This is a genomic window from Bailinhaonella thermotolerans, assembly GCF_003594875.1.
GTDB lineage: Bacteria > Actinomycetota > Actinomycetes > Streptosporangiales > Streptosporangiaceae > Bailinhaonella > Bailinhaonella thermotolerans.
This window is the reverse complement of record NZ_QZEY01000001.1, coordinates 1,047,670-1,064,328: the sequence shown is the minus strand read 5'-3', so window position 1 is coordinate 1,064,328 and position 16,659 is coordinate 1,047,670. Positions and strand designations below refer to the sequence as shown.

Annotated in this window: 15 protein-coding genes and 1 pseudogene; 10 read left to right on the top strand and 6 right to left on the bottom strand. The window is 74.6% G+C overall.

Annotated elements, in window-relative coordinates; all coding sequences use genetic code 11:
* Nucleotides 1-85: 85 nt before the first annotated feature.
* The 5 genes from gap (at nucleotide 86) to D5H75_RS05150 (ending at nucleotide 3,812) form a co-directional block, all read left to right on the top strand.
* On the top strand, nucleotides 86-1,090 hold the full coding sequence (gene gap, locus D5H75_RS05170; protein ID WP_119925113.1) for a type I glyceraldehyde-3-phosphate dehydrogenase: 1,005 nt from the start codon (nucleotides 86-88) through the stop codon (nucleotides 1,088-1,090).
* Nucleotides 1,090-2,277 carry a phosphoglycerate kinase gene (locus tag D5H75_RS05165; RefSeq protein WP_119925112.1) on the top strand — a complete coding sequence of 396 codons (1,188 nt, stop codon included), beginning with the start codon at nucleotides 1,090-1,092 and terminating at the stop codon, nucleotides 2,275-2,277. Before gap ends, D5H75_RS05165 begins: the two co-directional genes overlap by 1 nt.
* Nucleotides 2,274-3,041: a triose-phosphate isomerase gene (gene tpiA, locus D5H75_RS05160; protein ID WP_119925111.1), complete on the top strand. Its 768-nt coding sequence runs from the start codon at nucleotides 2,274-2,276 to the stop codon at nucleotides 3,039-3,041. Before D5H75_RS05165 ends, tpiA begins: the two co-directional genes overlap by 4 nt.
* A gap of 104 nt (nucleotides 3,042-3,145) precedes the next feature.
* A complete protein-coding gene (gene secG, locus D5H75_RS05155; RefSeq protein WP_119925110.1) occupies nucleotides 3,146-3,376 on the top strand; it encodes a preprotein translocase subunit SecG in 231 nt (76 codons plus the stop codon).
* Nucleotides 3,377-3,467: 91 nt separating this feature from the next.
* Nucleotides 3,468-3,812, top strand: a complete 345-nt coding sequence (locus tag D5H75_RS05150; RefSeq protein WP_119925109.1) for an RNA polymerase-binding protein RbpA — start codon at nucleotides 3,468-3,470, stop codon at nucleotides 3,810-3,812.
* 154 nt (nucleotides 3,813-3,966) lie between these two features.
* Here D5H75_RS05150 and D5H75_RS05145 read toward each other — a convergent pair whose 3' ends face one another.
* Nucleotides 3,967-5,292, bottom strand: coding sequence for an aminotransferase-like domain-containing protein (locus D5H75_RS05145; RefSeq protein ID WP_242453980.1), 1,326 nt, complete (start codon nucleotides 5,290-5,292; stop codon nucleotides 3,967-3,969).
* 109 nt (nucleotides 5,293-5,401) lie between these two features.
* Between D5H75_RS05145 and D5H75_RS05140 the strand changes: the two genes are divergently transcribed.
* From D5H75_RS05140 to D5H75_RS05125, 4 genes are all read left to right on the top strand, one after another.
* On the top strand, nucleotides 5,402-6,301 hold the full coding sequence (locus D5H75_RS05140; protein ID WP_119925107.1) for a branched-chain amino acid transaminase: 900 nt from the start codon (nucleotides 5,402-5,404) through the stop codon (nucleotides 6,299-6,301).
* 290 nt (nucleotides 6,302-6,591) lie between these two features.
* Nucleotides 6,592-7,626 carry an L-threonine 3-dehydrogenase gene (gene tdh, locus D5H75_RS05135; protein ID WP_119925106.1) on the top strand — a complete coding sequence of 345 codons (1,035 nt, stop codon included), beginning with the start codon at nucleotides 6,592-6,594 and terminating at the stop codon, nucleotides 7,624-7,626.
* A 125-nt stretch (nucleotides 7,627-7,751) separates the two neighbouring features.
* On the top strand, nucleotides 7,752-8,906 hold the full coding sequence (locus D5H75_RS05130; protein WP_119925105.1) for a glycine C-acetyltransferase: 1,155 nt from the start codon (nucleotides 7,752-7,754) through the stop codon (nucleotides 8,904-8,906).
* Nucleotides 8,907-8,953: 47 nt separating this feature from the next.
* A complete protein-coding gene (locus tag D5H75_RS05125) occupies nucleotides 8,954-9,859 on the top strand; it encodes a LysR family transcriptional regulator (RefSeq protein WP_119925104.1) in 906 nt (301 codons plus the stop codon).
* A 157-nt stretch (nucleotides 9,860-10,016) separates the two neighbouring features.
* On the opposite strand, the pseudogene D5H75_RS44560 reads toward D5H75_RS05125, so the two are convergent.
* From D5H75_RS44560 to D5H75_RS05110, 3 genes and pseudogenes are all read right to left on the bottom strand, one after another.
* Nucleotides 10,017-10,448: pseudogene (locus D5H75_RS44560) on the bottom strand (CocE/NonD family hydrolase C-terminal non-catalytic domain-containing protein); the annotation flags it as partial.
* A 104-nt stretch (nucleotides 10,449-10,552) separates the two neighbouring features.
* Nucleotides 10,553-12,217: an amidohydrolase gene (locus D5H75_RS05115; protein WP_422673227.1), complete on the bottom strand. Its 1,665-nt coding sequence runs from the start codon at nucleotides 12,215-12,217 to the stop codon at nucleotides 10,553-10,555.
* A 74-nt stretch (nucleotides 12,218-12,291) separates the two neighbouring features.
* A complete protein-coding gene (locus D5H75_RS05110; RefSeq protein WP_119925238.1) occupies nucleotides 12,292-13,707 on the bottom strand; it encodes an NAD(P)/FAD-dependent oxidoreductase in 1,416 nt (471 codons plus the stop codon).
* A 252-nt stretch (nucleotides 13,708-13,959) separates the two neighbouring features.
* Between D5H75_RS05110 and D5H75_RS05105 the strand changes: the two genes are divergently transcribed.
* A complete protein-coding gene (locus D5H75_RS05105) occupies nucleotides 13,960-14,997 on the top strand; it encodes a GNAT family N-acetyltransferase (RefSeq protein ID WP_119925102.1) in 1,038 nt (345 codons plus the stop codon).
* A 261-nt stretch (nucleotides 14,998-15,258) separates the two neighbouring features.
* Here the strand turns inward: D5H75_RS05105 and D5H75_RS05100 are convergent, their stop codons facing one another.
* Both D5H75_RS05100 and D5H75_RS05095 read right to left on the bottom strand, forming a co-directional pair.
* Nucleotides 15,259-16,011 (bottom strand): Clp protease N-terminal domain-containing protein, encoded by a 753-nt coding sequence (locus D5H75_RS05100; RefSeq protein WP_119925101.1) that lies wholly within the window; start codon nucleotides 16,009-16,011, stop codon nucleotides 15,259-15,261.
* An 85-nt stretch (nucleotides 16,012-16,096) separates the two neighbouring features.
* Nucleotides 16,097-16,657, bottom strand: coding sequence for a GNAT family N-acetyltransferase (locus D5H75_RS05095; protein WP_119925100.1), 561 nt, complete (start codon nucleotides 16,655-16,657; stop codon nucleotides 16,097-16,099).
* Nucleotides 16,658-16,659 lie beyond the last annotated feature (2 nt).

Here is a 16,659-nt window from a genome sequence, read left to right as displayed (position 1 = left end):
AATCGGCGTCCGATAGGGTTGATCGGACCAGGAAACCCTCCGCCGCGCCGGCGCGCGGTGGCAGACGCACGAGGAGATCGTTGTCGTGACCATCCGGGTAGGGGTCAACGGCTTCGGCCGTATCGGCCGTAACTTCTGGCGGGCCGTGCAGGCCAGCGGATCCGACGTCGAGATCGTGGCGGTCAACGACCTGACCGACAACGCCACGCTCGCCCACCTGCTGAAGTACGACAGCGTGCTCGGCACCCTCGACGGCGACGTGGAGACCACCGGCGACTCCATCCGGGTCGGCGGCACCACGATCAAGGCCATCGAGGAGCGCGACCCGGCCGCCCTGCCGTGGGGCGACCTCGGGGTGGACGTGGTCATCGAGTCCACCGGCCGCTTCACCAAGGCCGAGGACGCCAAGAAGCACCTCGACGCGGGCGCCAAGAAGGTCATCATCTCCGCCCCGGCCAAGGGCGAGGACATCACGATCGTGATGGGCGTCAACGACGACAAGTACGACGCCGCCAGTCACCACATCATCTCCAACGCCTCCTGCACGACCAACTGCGTCGCGCCGATGGCCAAGGTGCTGCTGGAGAACTTCGGGATCGTCAAGGGCCTGATGACGACGATCCACGCCTACACCAACGACCAGGTCATCCTGGACTTCCCGCACAAGGACCTGCGCCGGGCCCGCGCCGCCGCGCAGAACATCATCCCGACCACCACCGGCGCCGCCAAGGCGACGAGCCTGGTCATCCCCGAGCTCAAGGGCAAGCTGGACGGCCTGGCCATGCGCGTCCCGGTGCCGGACGGCTCCATCACCGACCTGGTGGTCGAGGTCGAGCGCGAGGTCACCAAGGACGAGGTCAACGCCGCGTTCAAGGCCGCCGCCGAGGGCCCGCTCAAGGGCATCCTCCACTACACCGAGGACCAGATCGTCTCCTCCGACATCGTGGGCTCCCCGGCGTCCTGCACGTTCGACTCCAGCATCACGATGACCTTCGGCAACCAGGTCAAGGTCCTCGGCTGGTACGACAACGAGTGGGGCTACTCCAGCCGCCTGGTCGACCTCGTCCGCCTGGTGGGTTCCCAGCTCTGATGCGCACGATCGACGATCTCGACGTGAAGGGCCGGCGCGTGCTCGTGCGCGCCGACCTCAACGTGCCGCTCGACGGCGGCGCGATCACCGACGACGGCCGCATCCGCGCCTCCGTCCCCACGATCCGGGCCCTCGCCGAGCGGGGCGCCCGGGTCGTGGTGTGCGCTCACCTGGGCCGCCCCAAGGGTGAGGTGAAGCCGGAGTTCTCGCTGGCCCCGGTGGCCGTGCGCCTGGCCGAGCTGCTCGGCCGCGAGGTGCGCTTCGCCACCGACGTGGCCGGCGAGGGGGCGCGCGAGACGGTGGACTCCCTGGGCGACGGCGACGTCGCGCTGCTGGAGAACCTCCGCTTCGAGCCGGGTGAGACCGCCAAGGACGACGCCGAGCGCGGCGCCTTCGCCGACCGGCTCGCCGCCCTGGCCGAGCTGTACGTCGGGGACGGCTTCGGCGCGGTCCACCGCAAGCACGCCAGCGTCTACGACGTGCCGCGGCGCCTGCCGCACGCGGCCGGCGGCCTGGTCGTGGCCGAGGTGGACGTGCTCCGCAAGCTCACGGAGGACCCGGCGCGGCCGTACGCCGTCGTGCTGGGCGGGGCCAAGGTCTCCGACAAGCTCGGCGTGATCGCCAACCTGCTCACCAAGGTGGACCGGCTGCTCATCGGCGGCGGCATGGCCTACACCTTCCTCGCGGCCCAGGGCCACGAGGTGGGCGGCTCGCTGCTCCAGGCCGACCAGCTCGACCAGGTGCGCGGCTTCATCGCCGAGGCGCGGGAGCGCGGCGTGGACCTGGTGCTCCCGGTGGACGTGGTGGCGGCGACCGAGTTCGCGCCCGACGCCGAGCACGAGGTGGTCGCCGCGGACGCGATCCCGGCCGACCGGCAGGGCCTGGACATCGGGCCCCGCACGCGCGAGCTGTTCGCGGCCAGGCTGGCCGACGCCCGGACGGTGTTCTGGAACGGCCCGATGGGCGTGTTCGAGTTCGAGGCGTTCTCCGGCGGCACCCGCGCGGTGGCCGAGGCGCTGATCGCGTCCCCGGCGTTCACCGTGGTCGGCGGGGGCGACTCGGCGGCCGCCGTACGCTCGCTCGGCCTGCGTGAGGACGGTTTCTCGCACATCTCGACCGGCGGCGGGGCCAGCCTCGAATATCTTGAGGGCAAGACCCTTCCCGGCTTGGAGGCCCTGGCCGAATGACCACCCGCAAACCCCTCATCGCGGGCAACTGGAAGATGAACCTCAACCACCTCGAGGCCATCGCTCTGGTCCAGAAGCTCGCGTTCACGCTCAACGACAAGGACCTGGCCCGGGTCGACGTCGCCGTGCTGCCGCCGTTCACCGACATCCGCAGCGTGCAGACGCTGGTGGACGGGGACAAGCTGCAGTTCCTGTACGGCGCGCAGGACGTCTCCCGGCACCCCAAGGGCGCCTACACCGGCGAGGTCTCGGCGGCCATGCTGGCCCGCCTCGGCTGCTCGTTCGTGGTCGTCGGCCACTCCGAGCGGCGGCAGTACCACAACGAGGACGACGCGCTCGTCAACGCCAAGGTGAAGGCGGTGTTCGGCGCGGACATGGCGCCGATCCTGTGCGTGGGCGAGGGGCTTGAGGTGCGCAAGGCCGGCGCCCACGTCGAGCACTGCCTCAAGCAGCTCGACGCGGGCCTGGCCGGCGTGCCGGCGGAACAGGCGGCGCGCGCGGTGATCGCCTACGAGCCGGTCTGGGCGATCGGCACCGGGGAGGTGGCCACCCCGGAGGACGCCCAGGAGGTCTGCGGCGCGATCCGGGCGCGCCTCGCCGAGCTCTACACGGACGAGGTGGCGGCGAAGAGCCGTATCCTTTACGGAGGATCGGTGAAGGGCGACAACATCGCCGGCATCATGGCGCAGGCCGACGTGGACGGCGCACTGGTGGGCGGGGCGAGCATCGATCCGGCGGAGTTTGTCAAGATATGCCGGTATTGAGGATTCGCCGACCTAACTGAGGCGTTCCATGGGTGTGGCTTGACAGGAAGCCGTACCCTCGTAAGCAAGTTCCTCTTGGTCACACGAGAAAGCACTGGTCAACCGTGATTGTCGGAATCTCCATCGCCCTCATCGTGTCGAGCGCGCTCATGATCCTCTTCGTGCTCCTGCACAAGGGCAAGGGCGGTGGCCTCTCCGACCTGTTCGGCGGCGGGTTCTCCTCGTCGTTCGGCGGGTCCTCGGTGGTGGAGCGCAACCTCGACCGCCTCACCATCATCACGGGCGTGGTGTGGTTCGTCTGCATCATCGCGCTCGGCCTGCTGCTGCGGCCCTGAGGTGCCCCGGGCCTCCCGAGGGCCCGGAAAGTCGGATCGGATCAGGACACTCGTCGATCCGTCATGCGTTAAGAAAGCGAGGAGTAGATCCGTGGGTAGTGGAAACGCGATCCGTGGGAGCCGTGTCGGAGCCGGCCCGATGGGGGAGGCCGAGCGCGGCGAGGCCGCTCCGCGGGTGCGGGTCTCGTTCTGGTGCGCCAACATGCACGAGACACGCCCCAGCTTCGCCAGTGACGCGGCCGTTCCCGAGCACTGGGACTGCCCCCGCTGCGGGTTCCCCGCCGGCCAGGACCAGGAGAACCCTCCCTCGCCGCCGCGCAACGAGCCGTACAAGACCCACCTGGCGTACGTCAAGGAGCGCCGCAGCGACGCGGACGGGCAGGCGATCCTCGCCGAGGCCCTGGAGCGGCTCCGCTCCAACCGCCCGCTCTACTGACGGCCCCGCCGGTCCCGACGGCGTGACCGGCGCGGTCCTCGCGCGAACTTCGAAAGGCGTCCTCCGCTCCGGAGGACGCCTTTCGCCGTCTCCCGGCACGGCCGCCGCCCGCCTCTGATCGCCGTACGGCTAGCGCGGGCGTACGCGGGTGGGGTCAGGGGCGGGTGCGCCAGGCCTCGGCGAGGGCGGCGACGGCCTGGTCGAGCAGGGCGGGCGGCGGGGCGAAGCTGAGGCGCAGCCGGTCGCGGTGCCGCCCGTCGGGGGAGAAGAGCGAGCCGGGGGCGACCCCGACGCCGTGTCGGCGGGCGTGCGCGGCGAACCGGTCGGTGTCCGCGCCGGGCAGGCGGACCCACAGCGACAGGCCGCCGCGCGGGACGTCGAAGGACCACTCGGGCAGGGCGGCGGCCAGGGCCCCGGCCAGGTGGTCGCGGCGGCGGGCCAGCTCGGCCCGCCAGGGGCCGGGGGAGTTGCGTTCGAGCAGTTCGGCGGCCATGCGCTGGGAGACCGCCCCGGTGGCCAGGTCCGCGTCCAGCTTGGCCTCGGCCAGCCGGGCGAGCAGCGGCTCGGAGGCGGCCAGCCAGCCCACGCGCAGCCCGCCCCACAGCACCTTGGACAGGGAGCCCACGGTGACCGTGCCGTGCGGGTGCGTCCGCGCGAGCGGGGCGGGCGGCTCGCCGTCGTACACCAGCTCGGCCAGGACCCGGTCCTCCAGGATCGGCAGGTCGGCGTCGCGGGCGATCTCGGCGACGTGCCGCAGGTCGGGCGCGGCCCCTGTGGGATTGCCGACGGCGAGCGTGTAGACCAGCGCGGGCCGGTGGAGCTCGACCGCGGCCCGCACCGCGCCGGGGTCGGTCAGATCCGCGGCGACCGCGTGCGCCCCCGCGCGCCGGAAGGCGGCCAGGGCCCCGCCGTACGTCGGGTCGCCGGTGAGCACCCGGTCGCCGGGCCGGAGCAGGACGCGGGCGGCCAGGTCGATGCCCTGCTGCCCGCCGCCGGTCACCAGGACGTCGCCGCCGAGCAGCGCGCGCAGCCGGGGCTCGCCCAGCGCGTCGTAGCCGTGGCCGCTGGGGGTGCGCAGCAGCGCGGCGGCGTCGATCCGGGGGAGGACCAGGTGAGAGGGGTCGGGCACGACGGAGGCCGACAGGTCGGCGAGCACGGCCCCGGCGCGCAGCAGCCCGGGCAGTGAGGCGGGGGGCGGGGCGGCGTCCTCACGCAGGTAGGTGCCGCTGCCCTGACGGCGTTCGCACAGGCCCTCGGCGCACAGGAGGTTGAGCGCGGAGGCGGCGGTGCCGCGGCTGAGCCCGGCGATCCGCGCGAGGTCGCGCTCGGACGGCAGCCGCGCCCCGGGGGCCAGCGCGCCCACCTCGGCCAGGTCGCGCAGCGCCCCGGCCAGGCGCCGGCCGGGCGTCTCCCCGTCGTCGCGCAGCCGCAGCCGTTCCCGGACGAGCACGGCGAACCCGCTCAGCTCCTCACTTCCCACGCGCCTATTCTGCCCCTCTCGGGTGGCTTGATAGGCATCGGCGGCTATGCCACTTCATTCGATATTGGCCCATAATGGTGCGATCTGCTGTGCCAGTCGAGGAGGGGTCATGGACGAGACGGGGAGCATCTGGATGGACGGCCAGCTCGTCCCGTGGGCCGAGGCGCGGGTGCACGTGCTGTCGCACGCCCTGCACTACGGGACCGCCGTGCTGGAGGGCACCAACGTGTACGAGACCGCGTCGGGCCCGGCCGTCTTCCGGCTGGACGATCACCTGGCGCGGCTGCGCGACAGCGCCCGGATCATCGGCCTGCCGCTGCCGTACACGGACGAGGAGCTGCGGCGGGCCACCCTGGAGACGGTCGCCGCGAACGGCCGCGCGTCCTGCTACATCCGCCACCTCGCGCACCGCGGATACGGGGAGATGGGCATCTCGGCGCGGAACTCCCCGGTCTCCGTCTCCATCGCCACCTGGACCTGGCCGGGGGCCTACCTGGCCGAGGGGGTGCGCCTGATGACCAGCTCGTGGCGGCGCAACGACCCGGCCGTCGTCCCCACGGTGGCCAAGGCCGCGGGGCCGTACCTCAACTCGGTGATCGCCAAGGCCGAGGCGCTGGACGCCGGGTTCGACGAGGCCGTGCTGCTCAACGCCGCCGGGCACGTCAGCGAGGCCACCGCCGCCAACCTCTTCGTCGTCACCGGCGGAGCCCTCGCGACCCCGCCCCCCGCGGCCGGCGCGCTCGGCGGCATCACCCAGGACACCGTCGAACGGCTCGCGGCCGGCCTGGGCATCCCCGTCAGCCGCCGCGACGTCCTCCGCGCCGAGCTCTACACCGCCGACGAGGTCTTCCTGTGCGGCACCGCCGCGGGGATCGTCCCGGTGGCCTCCGTGGACCGCCGCCCGCTGCCGGTCGTCAGCCCCGTCACCAAGCGCCTGCGCGACGCCTACGACGCCGCCGTCCACGGTCGGGACCCCCGCTACGCCTCCTGGCTCACCCCCGTCTCCTGACCTCCGGCACGGCTCGCGCCGCCGCTCACCCCAGGGCCGCCGCCTGCCCGTCGCCGTGACCTCGCGATCGTGCGCCGTCGCCCTGCGCCCGGGGACGGTACGCCGGGGGCGCGGGGAGGTCGCGGGCCGGGGGACCGGAGGCGGACCTCGCGGCCGGGAAGGGCGGGTGGGACGCGGGTGACGTGGATCGTGAACTGTTGCTGGAAAGGCTGTGCGCGAAGTCTTGATGGACACGGGACGGGGGGCGCTTCCACGATGGGCTGCGGAAAGACCCGTCGGGAGGAGGGCGCGTGCGCGCACTGGTCAAGGCCAAGGACGAACCTGGCGTGTGGCTCACGGAGGTGCCGGAGCCGGAGGTCGGGCCCGGTGACGTGCTGATCAGGGTGCTGCGGACGGGGATCTGCGGGACCGACCTGCACATCGCGGCGTGGGACGACTGGGCCAGGGCCAACGTGCCGGTGCCGCTGGTGATCGGGCACGAGTTCGTGGGCGAGGTGGCCGCGACGGGCTCGCAGGTGACCGGCATCCCCGAGGGCGCCCTGGTCAGCGGCGAGGGGCATCTGATCTGCGGGACCTGCCGGAACTGCCGCGCGGGCAAGCGGCACCTGTGCGCGCGGACCCAGGGGCTGGGCGTGAACCGCTCCGGGGCGTTCGCCGAATACGTCGCGCTGCCGGCCGAGAACGTGTGGGTGCACTCCGGGCCGATGGACCTGGACGTGGCCGCCGTGTTCGACCCCTTCGGGAACGCGGTGCACACGGCGACGGCGTTCCCGCTGGTCGGCGAGGACGTGCTGATCACCGGGGCGGGCCCGATCGGCGTCATGGCGACCGCCGTCGCCAGGCACTCCGGGGCGCGGACGATCGTGGTGAGCGACGTGTCGGAGTACCGCCTGGGGCTGGCCCGCCAGGCCGGGGCGACCGAGACCGTGGACGTGTCCGCGCGGCGGCTCGCCGACGTCCGGGCCGACCTGGGGCTGGACGAGGGCTTCGGAGTCGCGCTGGAGATGTCCGGGCAGGCCTCGGCCCTGCGGGAGCTGATCGCCAACATGCGGCACGGCGGGCGCGTGGCCATGCTCGGGCTGCCGGACCGGGAGATCGCCGTGGACTGGTCGGTGATCGTGCAGCGCATGCTCACCGTGCGCGGGATCTACGGGCGCGAGATGTTCGAGACCTGGTACGCCATGGCGGCGCTGCTGGAGCGCGGCCTCGACCTGAGCCCGGTGATCACGCACCGGTTCGGGTTCGAGGACTACGAGGAGGCCTTCGAGACGGCCCGCGCCGGCCGCTGTGGGAAGGTCGTGCTCGACTGGTCGGCCGCCGCGTGAGCGAGCGGCCCACGCCGTCAGCGCGGAGCACGCCGTCAGCGCGGAGCACGCCGTCAGCGCGGACCACGCTGCCCGGGCGGGGCGCGCCGTCCGCGACGTACGAGAGTGAGAAGAGGGAGCCGTCGGTGACGTACCAGGACGAGATCCGGGAGATCCGCGAGGCCGGTCTCTACAAGAACGAGCGGGTGATCACCACCCCGCAGCGCGCCCGGGTCGGGGTGGCCTCGGGCGAGGCGGTGCTGAACTTCTGCGCCAACAACTACCTCGGCCTGGCCGACCACCCCCAGGTGATCGCGGCGGCCAAGGAGGCGCTGGACGAGTGGGGCTTCGGCCTGGCGTCGGTGCGGTTCATCTGCGGCACGCAGGAGATCCACAAGCGGCTCGAACGGCGGCTCTCGGAGTTCCTGGGCACCGACGACACGATCCTGTACAGCTCGTGCTTCGACGCCAACGGCGGGCTGTTCGAGACGATCACCACGGCCGAGGACGCCATCATCTCGGACGAGCTCAACCACGCGAGCATCATCGACGGGATCCGGCTGTCCAAGGCGCGGCGGCTGCGCTACCGCAACCGCGACATGGAGGACCTGGAGCGCTGCCTGAAGGAGAGCGCCGACGCCCGCCGGCGGATCATCGCCACCGACGGCGTGTTCTCCATGGACGGCTACCTGGCGCCGCTCGACGAGATCCGCGCGCTGGCCGACCGCTACGACGCGCTGCTCATGGTGGACGACTCGCACGCCGTCGGGTTCGTCGGCGAGGGCGGGCGCGGCACGCCGGAGCTGTACGGCGTGCGGGCCGACATCCTCACCGGGACGCTCGGCAAGGCCCTCGGCGGCGCCAGCGGCGGCTACGTCTCCGGGCGCGGCGACATCGTGGAGCTGCTGCGGCAGCGCTCCCGGCCGTACCTGTTCTCCAACTCGCTGGCCCCGGCGGTCGTGGCGGCGTCGCTGACGGCGCTGGACCTGGTGTCGGGCTCGGCCGAGCTGCGGGCGCGGCTGCGGGAGAACACCGCGCTGTTCCGCGAGCGCATGGCCGAGGCCGGGTTCGACATCCTGCCCGGCGAGCACCCGATCGTGGCCGTCATGATCGGCGACGCGGCGGAGGCGGCCCGGCTCGCGGACGCGCTGCTGGAGCAGGGCGTGTACGTGGTCGGCTTCTCCTACCCGGTGGTTCCGCGCGGCAAGGCCCGCATCCGCGTCCAGCTCTCGGCCGCCCACTCCCGAGAGGACGTGCTGTACGCCGTGGACGCGTTCGCCAAGGCGCGGGCGGCCCTGTAGGCGCGGCCGGTCATCGGGCTCCGCGCGAGCCGTAGACTGATCCGACCATGCTGGATCCGCGCAGGCTGCGGGTGCTGCTCGCCCTCGCCGACCACGGCACCGTGACGGCGGCGGCTCGCGCCCTGCATTTCAGCCCCTCCGCGATCTCCCAGCACCTGGCCGCCCTGGAGGCGGAGGTCGGGCAGGCCCTGCTGGAACGCCGCGGGCGCCGCGTCACCCTCACCCCCACCGGCCGCATGCTGCTGGGGGTGAGCCATTCCATCCTCGCCGAGATCGAGCGGGCCGAGGCCCTGCTCGCCGAGCACCGCGCCGGGCTGGCCGGGGAGCTGGTGGTCGCCGGGTTCGCCACGGCCATCACCCACGTCATCGCCCCCGCCCTGGCCCGCCTGCGCGAGGAGCACCCCGCCGTACGGCTGCGCGTCGTGGACGCCGAGGGCCACCGCAGCCTGGCCATGCTGCTGGACGGCGAGGTGGACCTGGCCATCGCGGTGGAGCTGGGCGGCGCGTCCAGCGACGACCGCCGCGTGGTGCGGGTGCCGCTGTTCGCCGAGCCGTTCGAGGCCGTGCTCCCGGAGGGCCACGAGCTGGCCAAGGGCGACTGGGTGGCGCTGGACGGGCTGGCCGAGGAGGACTGGATCGCCCCCGAGGAGGGCAACCCGGTCACGGACGTCATCGGCTTCGCGTGCGAGCAGGCGGGCTTCCGGCCCCGCTACCGGCACGCCGTGGACGACTTCCGCACCACGGCGGCGCTCGTCGCGGCCGGCGCCGGGGTCGCGCTCGTCCCCAGCCTGGCCGTGCGCGACCTGGGCATGACCGGCGTGGCCGTCCGCCCGCTGGTGCCGCCGGTCCCGGTCCGCCGGGTCTTCGCCGCCTACCGCCGGGGCCGGGAGCAGCACGGCCTGACCGCGCTCGTCCTGGCCACCCTCGGCGCGGTCGCGGGCCCCATCCACTGACCCCGCGCCGCCGTACGGCCGGGCGGGGCCGTACGGCCGGGCAGGGCCGTACGGCAGGGCAGGGCGGCCGGGCGGGGCCGTGCGGTCCGGGCTGCGCGGACCCGCGGTCAGGGAGGCGGCCGGAGACGACCGGGAGCCGGACCGAGGTGCGCGCCGGATCGACGGTGACGACGGTGCCGGCAAGGTAGCGCAGGGTGTAGGCGTGGTCGGTGGACGAGATGACCAGGCCCAGCCGGTGGCCCTTCCGGACCAGGTGGTCCTGCGGCTCCAGGTCCCAGGAGACGGTGTACTCCCGGCCGGGCTCGATCGGCTCCGAGCGGTCCGCGCGGTGGCGGTTGATGATCTTGTCGTTGAACCGTTCGGCGGGACCGAGGTCCATGAGCGGCGCGGTCAGGTACGGCGGCGCGCCCCCGGCGAGGGAGGCCCGGACCGACACCGAGGCGGTCCCCGACAGCCGCACGTCCTCGCGCAGCGGCGGGGTCAGGTAGGCGAGCCGGTCCGGGTCCCGGGCCGGCAGGGTCTGCACGAGCTGCTCGGCCGTGCCGCGGCCGGCACGGCGATGAGGGAGGCGGCGATGACTCTCGCCCATACGCGCATGAAACCCCCAGATTCGTGGTCCCTACGCGCAATCTCCCTTATCGCCCCAGCACCCGCAAGATCTGGCGTCCCGGGCGGATCGTGTGTTCCCCCGGGTCAGTCCTTCCGCTCGTGGACGGGCTCGCCGGAGACGAACGTCGCCCGGACCCGGGTGGTCCAGATGTCGGCCGGGTCCAGCGTGAACGGGTCGCGGTCGAGGACGGCCAGGTCGGCGCGCTTGCCCGGGGTGATCGAGCCGCCGTCGGCGTCGCGGTTGATCCAGGCCGAGCCCGCGGTGTACGCCGTGAGGGCCGTCTCCAGCGAGATCCGCTGCTCGGGGAGCAGGGGCGTGGCCGCCGTGGGGTAGGACGCGTGCACCGAGCCGCCCGGCTCCGTGCGGTTGACGGCGACGTGGATCGCCTGGATCGGGTCGGCGCTGGACACCGGCCAGTCGCTGCCCGCGCACAGCCGCGTCCCGGCGGCGACCAGGTCGGCGAAGGGGTACTGCCAGGCCGCCCGCTCGTCGCCGAGGAACGGGATGCACAGCTCGTCCATCTGGGCGTGGTGGGTGGCCCACAGCATCTGGAGGTTGGCGGCGACGCCGAGGGCGGCGAAGCGCGGGACGTCGTCGGGGTGCACCACCTGGACGTGCGCGATGTGGTGCCGCAGGTCGCCGCTGGAGGGGCCCATGGCCTCGAAGGCGTCCAGCGCCTCGCGCACCGCGCGGTCGCCGATCGCGTGGAAGTGCACCTGGAACCCGGCCCGGTCCAGGGCCGCGACGTACCCGCGCAGGTCCGCGGGATCCACGTAGGAGAGCCCGCGGCGGTCGGTGAGGCAGCCGCAGCCGTCCAGGTAGGGGTCGATCATGGCGGCGGTGAAGTTCTCCGGGATGCCGTCCTGCATGATCTTGACCGAGGTCGGGTGGAAGCGGCCGCCGGGCACCGCCCGCGAGCGCTTGTCCGCCAGCTCCTCGATCTGCTCCCGCCCTCGGGCCCGGTCCCACCACAGCGCGCCCACGACCCGCGCCCGCAGCAGCCCGGCCGCGTCGGCCTCCAGGTAGACCGGGAGCTGGTCGTCGGAGCCGGCGTACGCGCCCACGATCGCGTCCTGCCAGCCCGTGACGCCCTGCGAGAAGAGGTACGCCTGGGCGTCGAGCAGCGCCGCGCGCAGGTCCTCCCCGGTGGGCCGGGGGGCGAGCGGGCCGACCAGCTCCATCGCGCCCTCGTGCAGCACCCCCGACGGCGTCCCGTCCTCGTCGCGCTCGATGCGGCCGTCCACGGGGTCGGGCGTGTCCCGGCCGATCCCCGCCAGCTCCAGCGCCCGGGTGTTCACCCACGCCGCGTGGTGGTCGCGCTGGATCAGGTACGCGGGCCGGTCCGGCACCACCGAGTCCAGCGCGCGCCGGTGCGGCAGCCCGCCGGGGAACGCCGACATGTCCCAGCCGCCGCCGTCCACCCACTCCTTGCCGGGGTTGGCCGCGGCGTACTCGGCGATCCGCCGCAGGTAGGCGTCCTCGCCGTACAGCTCGGCCAGGTCGCAGCGCGCGCGTTCGAGCCCGGCCTGCACCGGGTGCGCGTGCGCGTCCACGAACCCGGGCGTGAGCAGCCCGCCGGCCAGGTCCACCGGCTCGGCCCCGGGCCCGGCCAGGCGCTCCACCTCGCGCGCGGCCCCCACCGCCGCGATCACGCCGTCCCTGACGAGCACGGCCTCGGCCCAGGGCATCGCCGAGTCGGCGGTGAAGACGCGTCCTCCCCGGAAGAGAAACTCGCTCAAGTCGCCCACATCCATTCATCGGACCGGCGCGGGTGCCGGTGTGCAGCAGAAATCGTGACAGACCGAAGGGCTCCAGGGGAGTCTCAGTGACCCGTGATCAGATCGGCCAGGCGCGCCAGGGGCGAGGTGCGGCCGGAGCCCGCCGCCTCCTGGGCGTCGGCGCGGCGGTACAGCGTGTACATCGAGTGGACGCCGAGCCAGCGCAGCGGCTCCGGCTCCCAGCGGCGGACGCGCCGGCCGGTCCACGGCAGCGCGGTCAGCTCGGTGTCGCGGCCGAGGACGAGGTCGCGCAGGGTGCGGGCGGCCAGGTTCGTGGTGCTGACGCCGTTGCCGGTGTAGCCGCCCGCCCAGCCCAGGCCGGTCGCGCGGTCGAGGCCGACGGTCGCGCACCAGTCCCGGGGCACGCCGAGCACCCCCGACCAGGCGTGGTCGGCCCGGTACGCGGCGACCGCCGGGAACATGCCGGTCAGCAGCGACCACAGCGCGTCGACCGTCCAGGCGGCCGTGCGGCCGCGGTCGTCCACGCGCGAGCCGTACAGGTACGGCCTGCCGCGCCCGCCGAACGCGATCCGGTCGTCGGCGGTGCGCTGGGCGTACATGTAGTAGTGCGCGGCGTCGCCCAGCAGCTCGCGCCCCGCCCAGCCGATCTCGTCCCAGACCTCGGCCGGCAGCGGCTCGGTGACGATCATCGAGCTGTTCATCGGCAGCCACTCGCGGCGCAGCCCCGGCAGCCGCGCGGTGAACCCCTCGGTCGTACGCAGCACCGCGTCTCCCCAGGCCGTGCCGTACGGCGTGAGCGCGGCGGCGGCCGTGCGGCCCCGGGAGGGGCGGATCGCGGTGACCGGGGTGCGCTCGTAGACCTCGACGCCGAGGCGGCGCACGGCCCCGGCCAGGCCCCGGGCGAGCTTGGCGGGCTGCACGCGGGCGCAGTGGGGCGTCCAGGCGGCGGCGACGGCCCCGGCCACGCGCAGGCGGCCCTCGCGCTCGGCCGGGTCGAGCAGCCGCAGGTCGGACTCGCCCCAGCCCCAGGCGCGGCTCTCCTCGACGAAGCGGGCCAGCCGTGCGGCCTGGGCGGGGTTACGGGCTACGCCGAGCTGCCCGCCCTTGACCGCGTCGGCGTCGATCCCCTCGGCGTCCAGCGTGGCCAGCACCTCGTCCACCGTGGCGAACATCGCCCGCTGGAACGCGACGGCGGCCTCGCGCCCGTGGGTGCGGGCGTAGCGCTCCGGGGAGCCGGGCAGCTCGCCGGAGAGCCAGCCGCCGTTGCGCCCGGACGCGCCGAAGCCCGCGAACTCGCTCTCCAGCACGACCACGCGCAGCGCCGGGTCGGCGCGCTTGAGGTGGTAGGCGGTCCACAGGCCGGTGTAGCCCGCGCCGACGATCACCACGTCGGCGCGCACGTCGCCGTCCAGCCGGGGCCCGGGCTCGGGCAGGCCGGGCTCGCGGTACCAGAACGAGACGCCGCCGTTGACGAAACCGGGGGTGCGGGGAGCGGGCATCAGGCGCACCGCCGTCCGGAGTGCAGTCCGGCGCGCGGTCGTCCGGCACGCGGCCGTCCTGAGGGGTGCCGTCCGGCGCGTTCCGAACGGGCCTCGCCGGTGAACCTGTGGGACATCTCGGGCATTCGTCGGCCTTCCTCGCTGCCTCATCGCGCGTCCCGCGTCGGCCCGGCGGAAACCCGGGCCTCATTCCGCCGAAACGGTCCCGACACACGCCTCGGGCAGGGTGGTCGGCGATGAGAGGAGTGTTACATGGGGTTCCTGCGTATTCGTACCACCGTTGACGAGCGTCCCGGGAGGCTCGCCGCCCTGGCCTCGGCGCTCGCCGGGAACGGCGGCAACATCCTGGCGCTCAGCGTGCAGCCGGACGCGGACGGGACCGTGGACGAGTTCATCGCGGACATCCCCGCCGAGCCCGGGCGCGTGCGCGCCGCGCTGGAGGCCGCGGGGGGCCGCCGCGTCCGCGTCGTGCCCGCCACGCCGCACGAGCTGACCGACGAGCCCACCCGGGTCCTGCTGATCGCCGCGCGGCTTGCCGCGGCCCCCTGGCGGCTGCCCGAGGCCCTGGCCGACCTGCTGCGCGCCGACGACGCCCGGTGGGTCTACGGTGCCGATATGAGCGAGTTGCCCGACCCCACCCTGCTGACCGTCCCCGCGGGCGACCGCCGCGCCGTCCGGCTCCGCCGCGCCGGGCTGCCCTTCACCCTGACCGAGGCCGCCCGCGCCGCCGCGCTCGTACGGCTGGCGCGGCCCGCCGCCGAGCCCTCGGCCGGCCTCTCCGGGGGCCGGGACCTGCGGCTGCCCGACGGCGCCGAGGTGCGGGTGGCGACGTTGACCCCGCTCTACCGCGAGGCCGTCCGTGACCTGCACCAGCGCTGCTCCCTGGCGACCCAGCGCCTGCGGTACTTCAGCGCCATGCCCGCCCTGCCCCCGCGCGTCTTCGACCGGCTGTGCGACCGGGGCAACGGCCTCTCGGTCGTCGCCTGCCACGACGGGCAGGTGATCGCCATGGCCAATCTCATGTTCACCCCCGAGCCCGGCGTCGGAGAGCTGGCCTTCCTGGTGGAGGACCGCTGGCAGGGCCGCGGCCTGGGCACCGCCCTCGCCCGGCTCCTGGTGACCGCCGCGCGCGACCACGGGCTCGCCGAGGTGCGCGCCACCCTCCTGCCCGAGAACACCCGCATGCGCCGCATCCTCCAGCGGCTCGGCGCGACCCTGGCCCGCACCTCCGACCCCGCCCTCCGGGAGGCCCGCCTCCCGCTCGGCGTCGCCGTACCCCGGCCGTCCTGACCCGCCGCCCGCCGGCGGGCCGTACGGCGGGCGCGGGATCGACTCGCTGACCGGGCAGGGCGGGGAGACGGGGGTGCGGCGCGCTCGGGGCGCCGCACCCCCCGGGACGGCGTGTCGCTCGGGAGAGGCGTCGCTCGGGGACGCCGGCACGGGCGGCGCGTGCGCTGCGGGGCGCGTGTGCTCCCGGAGAGTGGACGCCCCGGGGCGTGGGCGTGAGCGGGACGACGGCGTCCGGAGCGCGCCGTCCCGGGCGTGCCAGGGTCAGCGCGAGGTCGCGGACTCCGGCGGATCCTCCGGGCGGCGGCGCTCCCCGGGCCCGAGGCCGCTTTCCCCGGGCCCGAGGCCGCTTTCCCCGGGCTGGGCTCCGGGTTCCGCGCGGGCGGGGCCCTGGCCGGTCGGCGCGGGGGAGTCCGCGGGCCGGGCTTCGAGGGCGTCGAGGCGGGCCTCGATGCGGGCGAGCCGGGCCTCGATGCGGACCAGGAGGTCGCGGACGGCGTTGAGGGGCTCCGTACGGCGTGAGCGGCGCTCGCGGGCGGCCTCGTAGGCGAGGCCGGGAGAGTGCAGGCTCTCGGTGGTCTCCGGGTCGGCGGTGCGCAGGGCCTCCAGGACCTGGGCGCGCACCTCGGCGAGGCCGGGGGAGAGGCGTTCGAGCAGCCGGGCGCCGTGGCTGTCCTCGGCCCTGATCACGCCGAGGAGGATGTGCTCGGTGCCGATGTGGTTGTGCCCGAGATGCAGGGCCTCGCGCAGCCCCAGCTCCAGCGTCTTCTTGGCCTCGGGCGCGAACGGGGTGTGGACGTCCTCGCGCGCGGGGCCGCCGCCGGGCTCCATCTCCGCCCGCGCGCCGTCCAGGGTCACGCCGGATCTCTCCAGGGCCTGCGCGGCCGCCCCCTGATCCTCCCGCAGCAGCCCGAGCAGCAGGTGCCGGGTGTCGATGCGCTCGTGGCCGAACCGCCGGGCCTCCTCCTGCGCGTGCACGACCACGCGCCGCGCCCGGTCCGTGAAGCGTTCGAACATACGGGGGCCTCCCGCCTCAAGAGGGCGTTCCCTCCATCATCCTCCCATCATCGCGGCCCGCGCGCCCGGGCGCGCGCGTCCCGCCTCACGCTCCCGGCGCTTCCAGGACGAAGCGCAGGTACGGCCCGGGGGCGTCCGGCACGGGAGCCATGCCGAGCCGGACGGCCAGCGCCGCCGAAGGGGCGTTCCCCGGGTCGACCTCCGCCACGACGCGCTTCAGGCCCGCCGACCCGAAGGCGTGGCCGAGGACCGCCCGCGTCGCCTCGGCGGCCAGCCCGCGCCCCCGGGACCGGGGAGCCAGGCTGTAGACCAGTTCGGCCTCGCCCCCGTCGTCCGCCCGCAGCCCGCACACGCCCACCAGGCCGCCGTCCTCGCCGGCAGGCCCGGCCTCGCCGGCAGGCCCGTCCCAGCCCGGAGGCCCGCCGCTTCCGGGCTCGGGCGCGCCGAACACCGCCCACAGGCCGTACCCCGCCTCGCGGAAGTCCCGCTCGCTCGCCGCGACCAGCTCCGCCGCCAGCGCCTCCGTGACCGGCTCGCCGTCGAACAGGTGCTCGCGCACCGCCGGATCGCCCCAGTGCTCCCGCAGTGCGCCCGCGTCCCCCGGGGTGACCGGGCGCAGCGAGAGCCGTTCCGTCCGCAGCCTCATCC

Bases quoted from the DNA above. Each gene is read 5' to 3' on its own strand.
- D5H75_RS05165 (WP_119925112.1), top strand. From the start codon at position 1,090: ATGCGCACGATCGACGATCTCGACGTGAAGGGCCGGCGCGTGCTCGTG.
- tpiA (WP_119925111.1), top strand. From the start codon at position 2,274: ATGACCACCCGCAAACCCCTCATCGCGGGCAACTGGAAGATGAACCTC.
- D5H75_RS05140 (WP_119925107.1), top strand. From the start codon at position 5,402: ATGGACGAGACGGGGAGCATCTGGATGGACGGCCAGCTCGTCCCGTGG.
- D5H75_RS05125 (WP_119925104.1), top strand. From the start codon at position 8,954: ATGCTGGATCCGCGCAGGCTGCGGGTGCTGCTCGCCCTCGCCGACCAC.
- D5H75_RS05110 (WP_119925238.1), bottom strand. From the start codon at position 13,707: ATGCCCGCTCCCCGCACCCCCGGTTTCGTCAACGGCGGCGTCTCGTTC.
- D5H75_RS05105 (WP_119925102.1), top strand. From the start codon at position 13,960: ATGGGGTTCCTGCGTATTCGTACCACCGTTGACGAGCGTCCCGGGAGG.
- D5H75_RS05100 (WP_119925101.1), bottom strand. From the start codon at position 16,011: ATGTTCGAACGCTTCACGGACCGGGCGCGGCGCGTGGTCGTGCACGCG.
- D5H75_RS05095 (WP_119925100.1), bottom strand. From the start codon at position 16,657: ATGAGGCTGCGGACGGAACGGCTCTCGCTGCGCCCGGTCACCCCGGGG.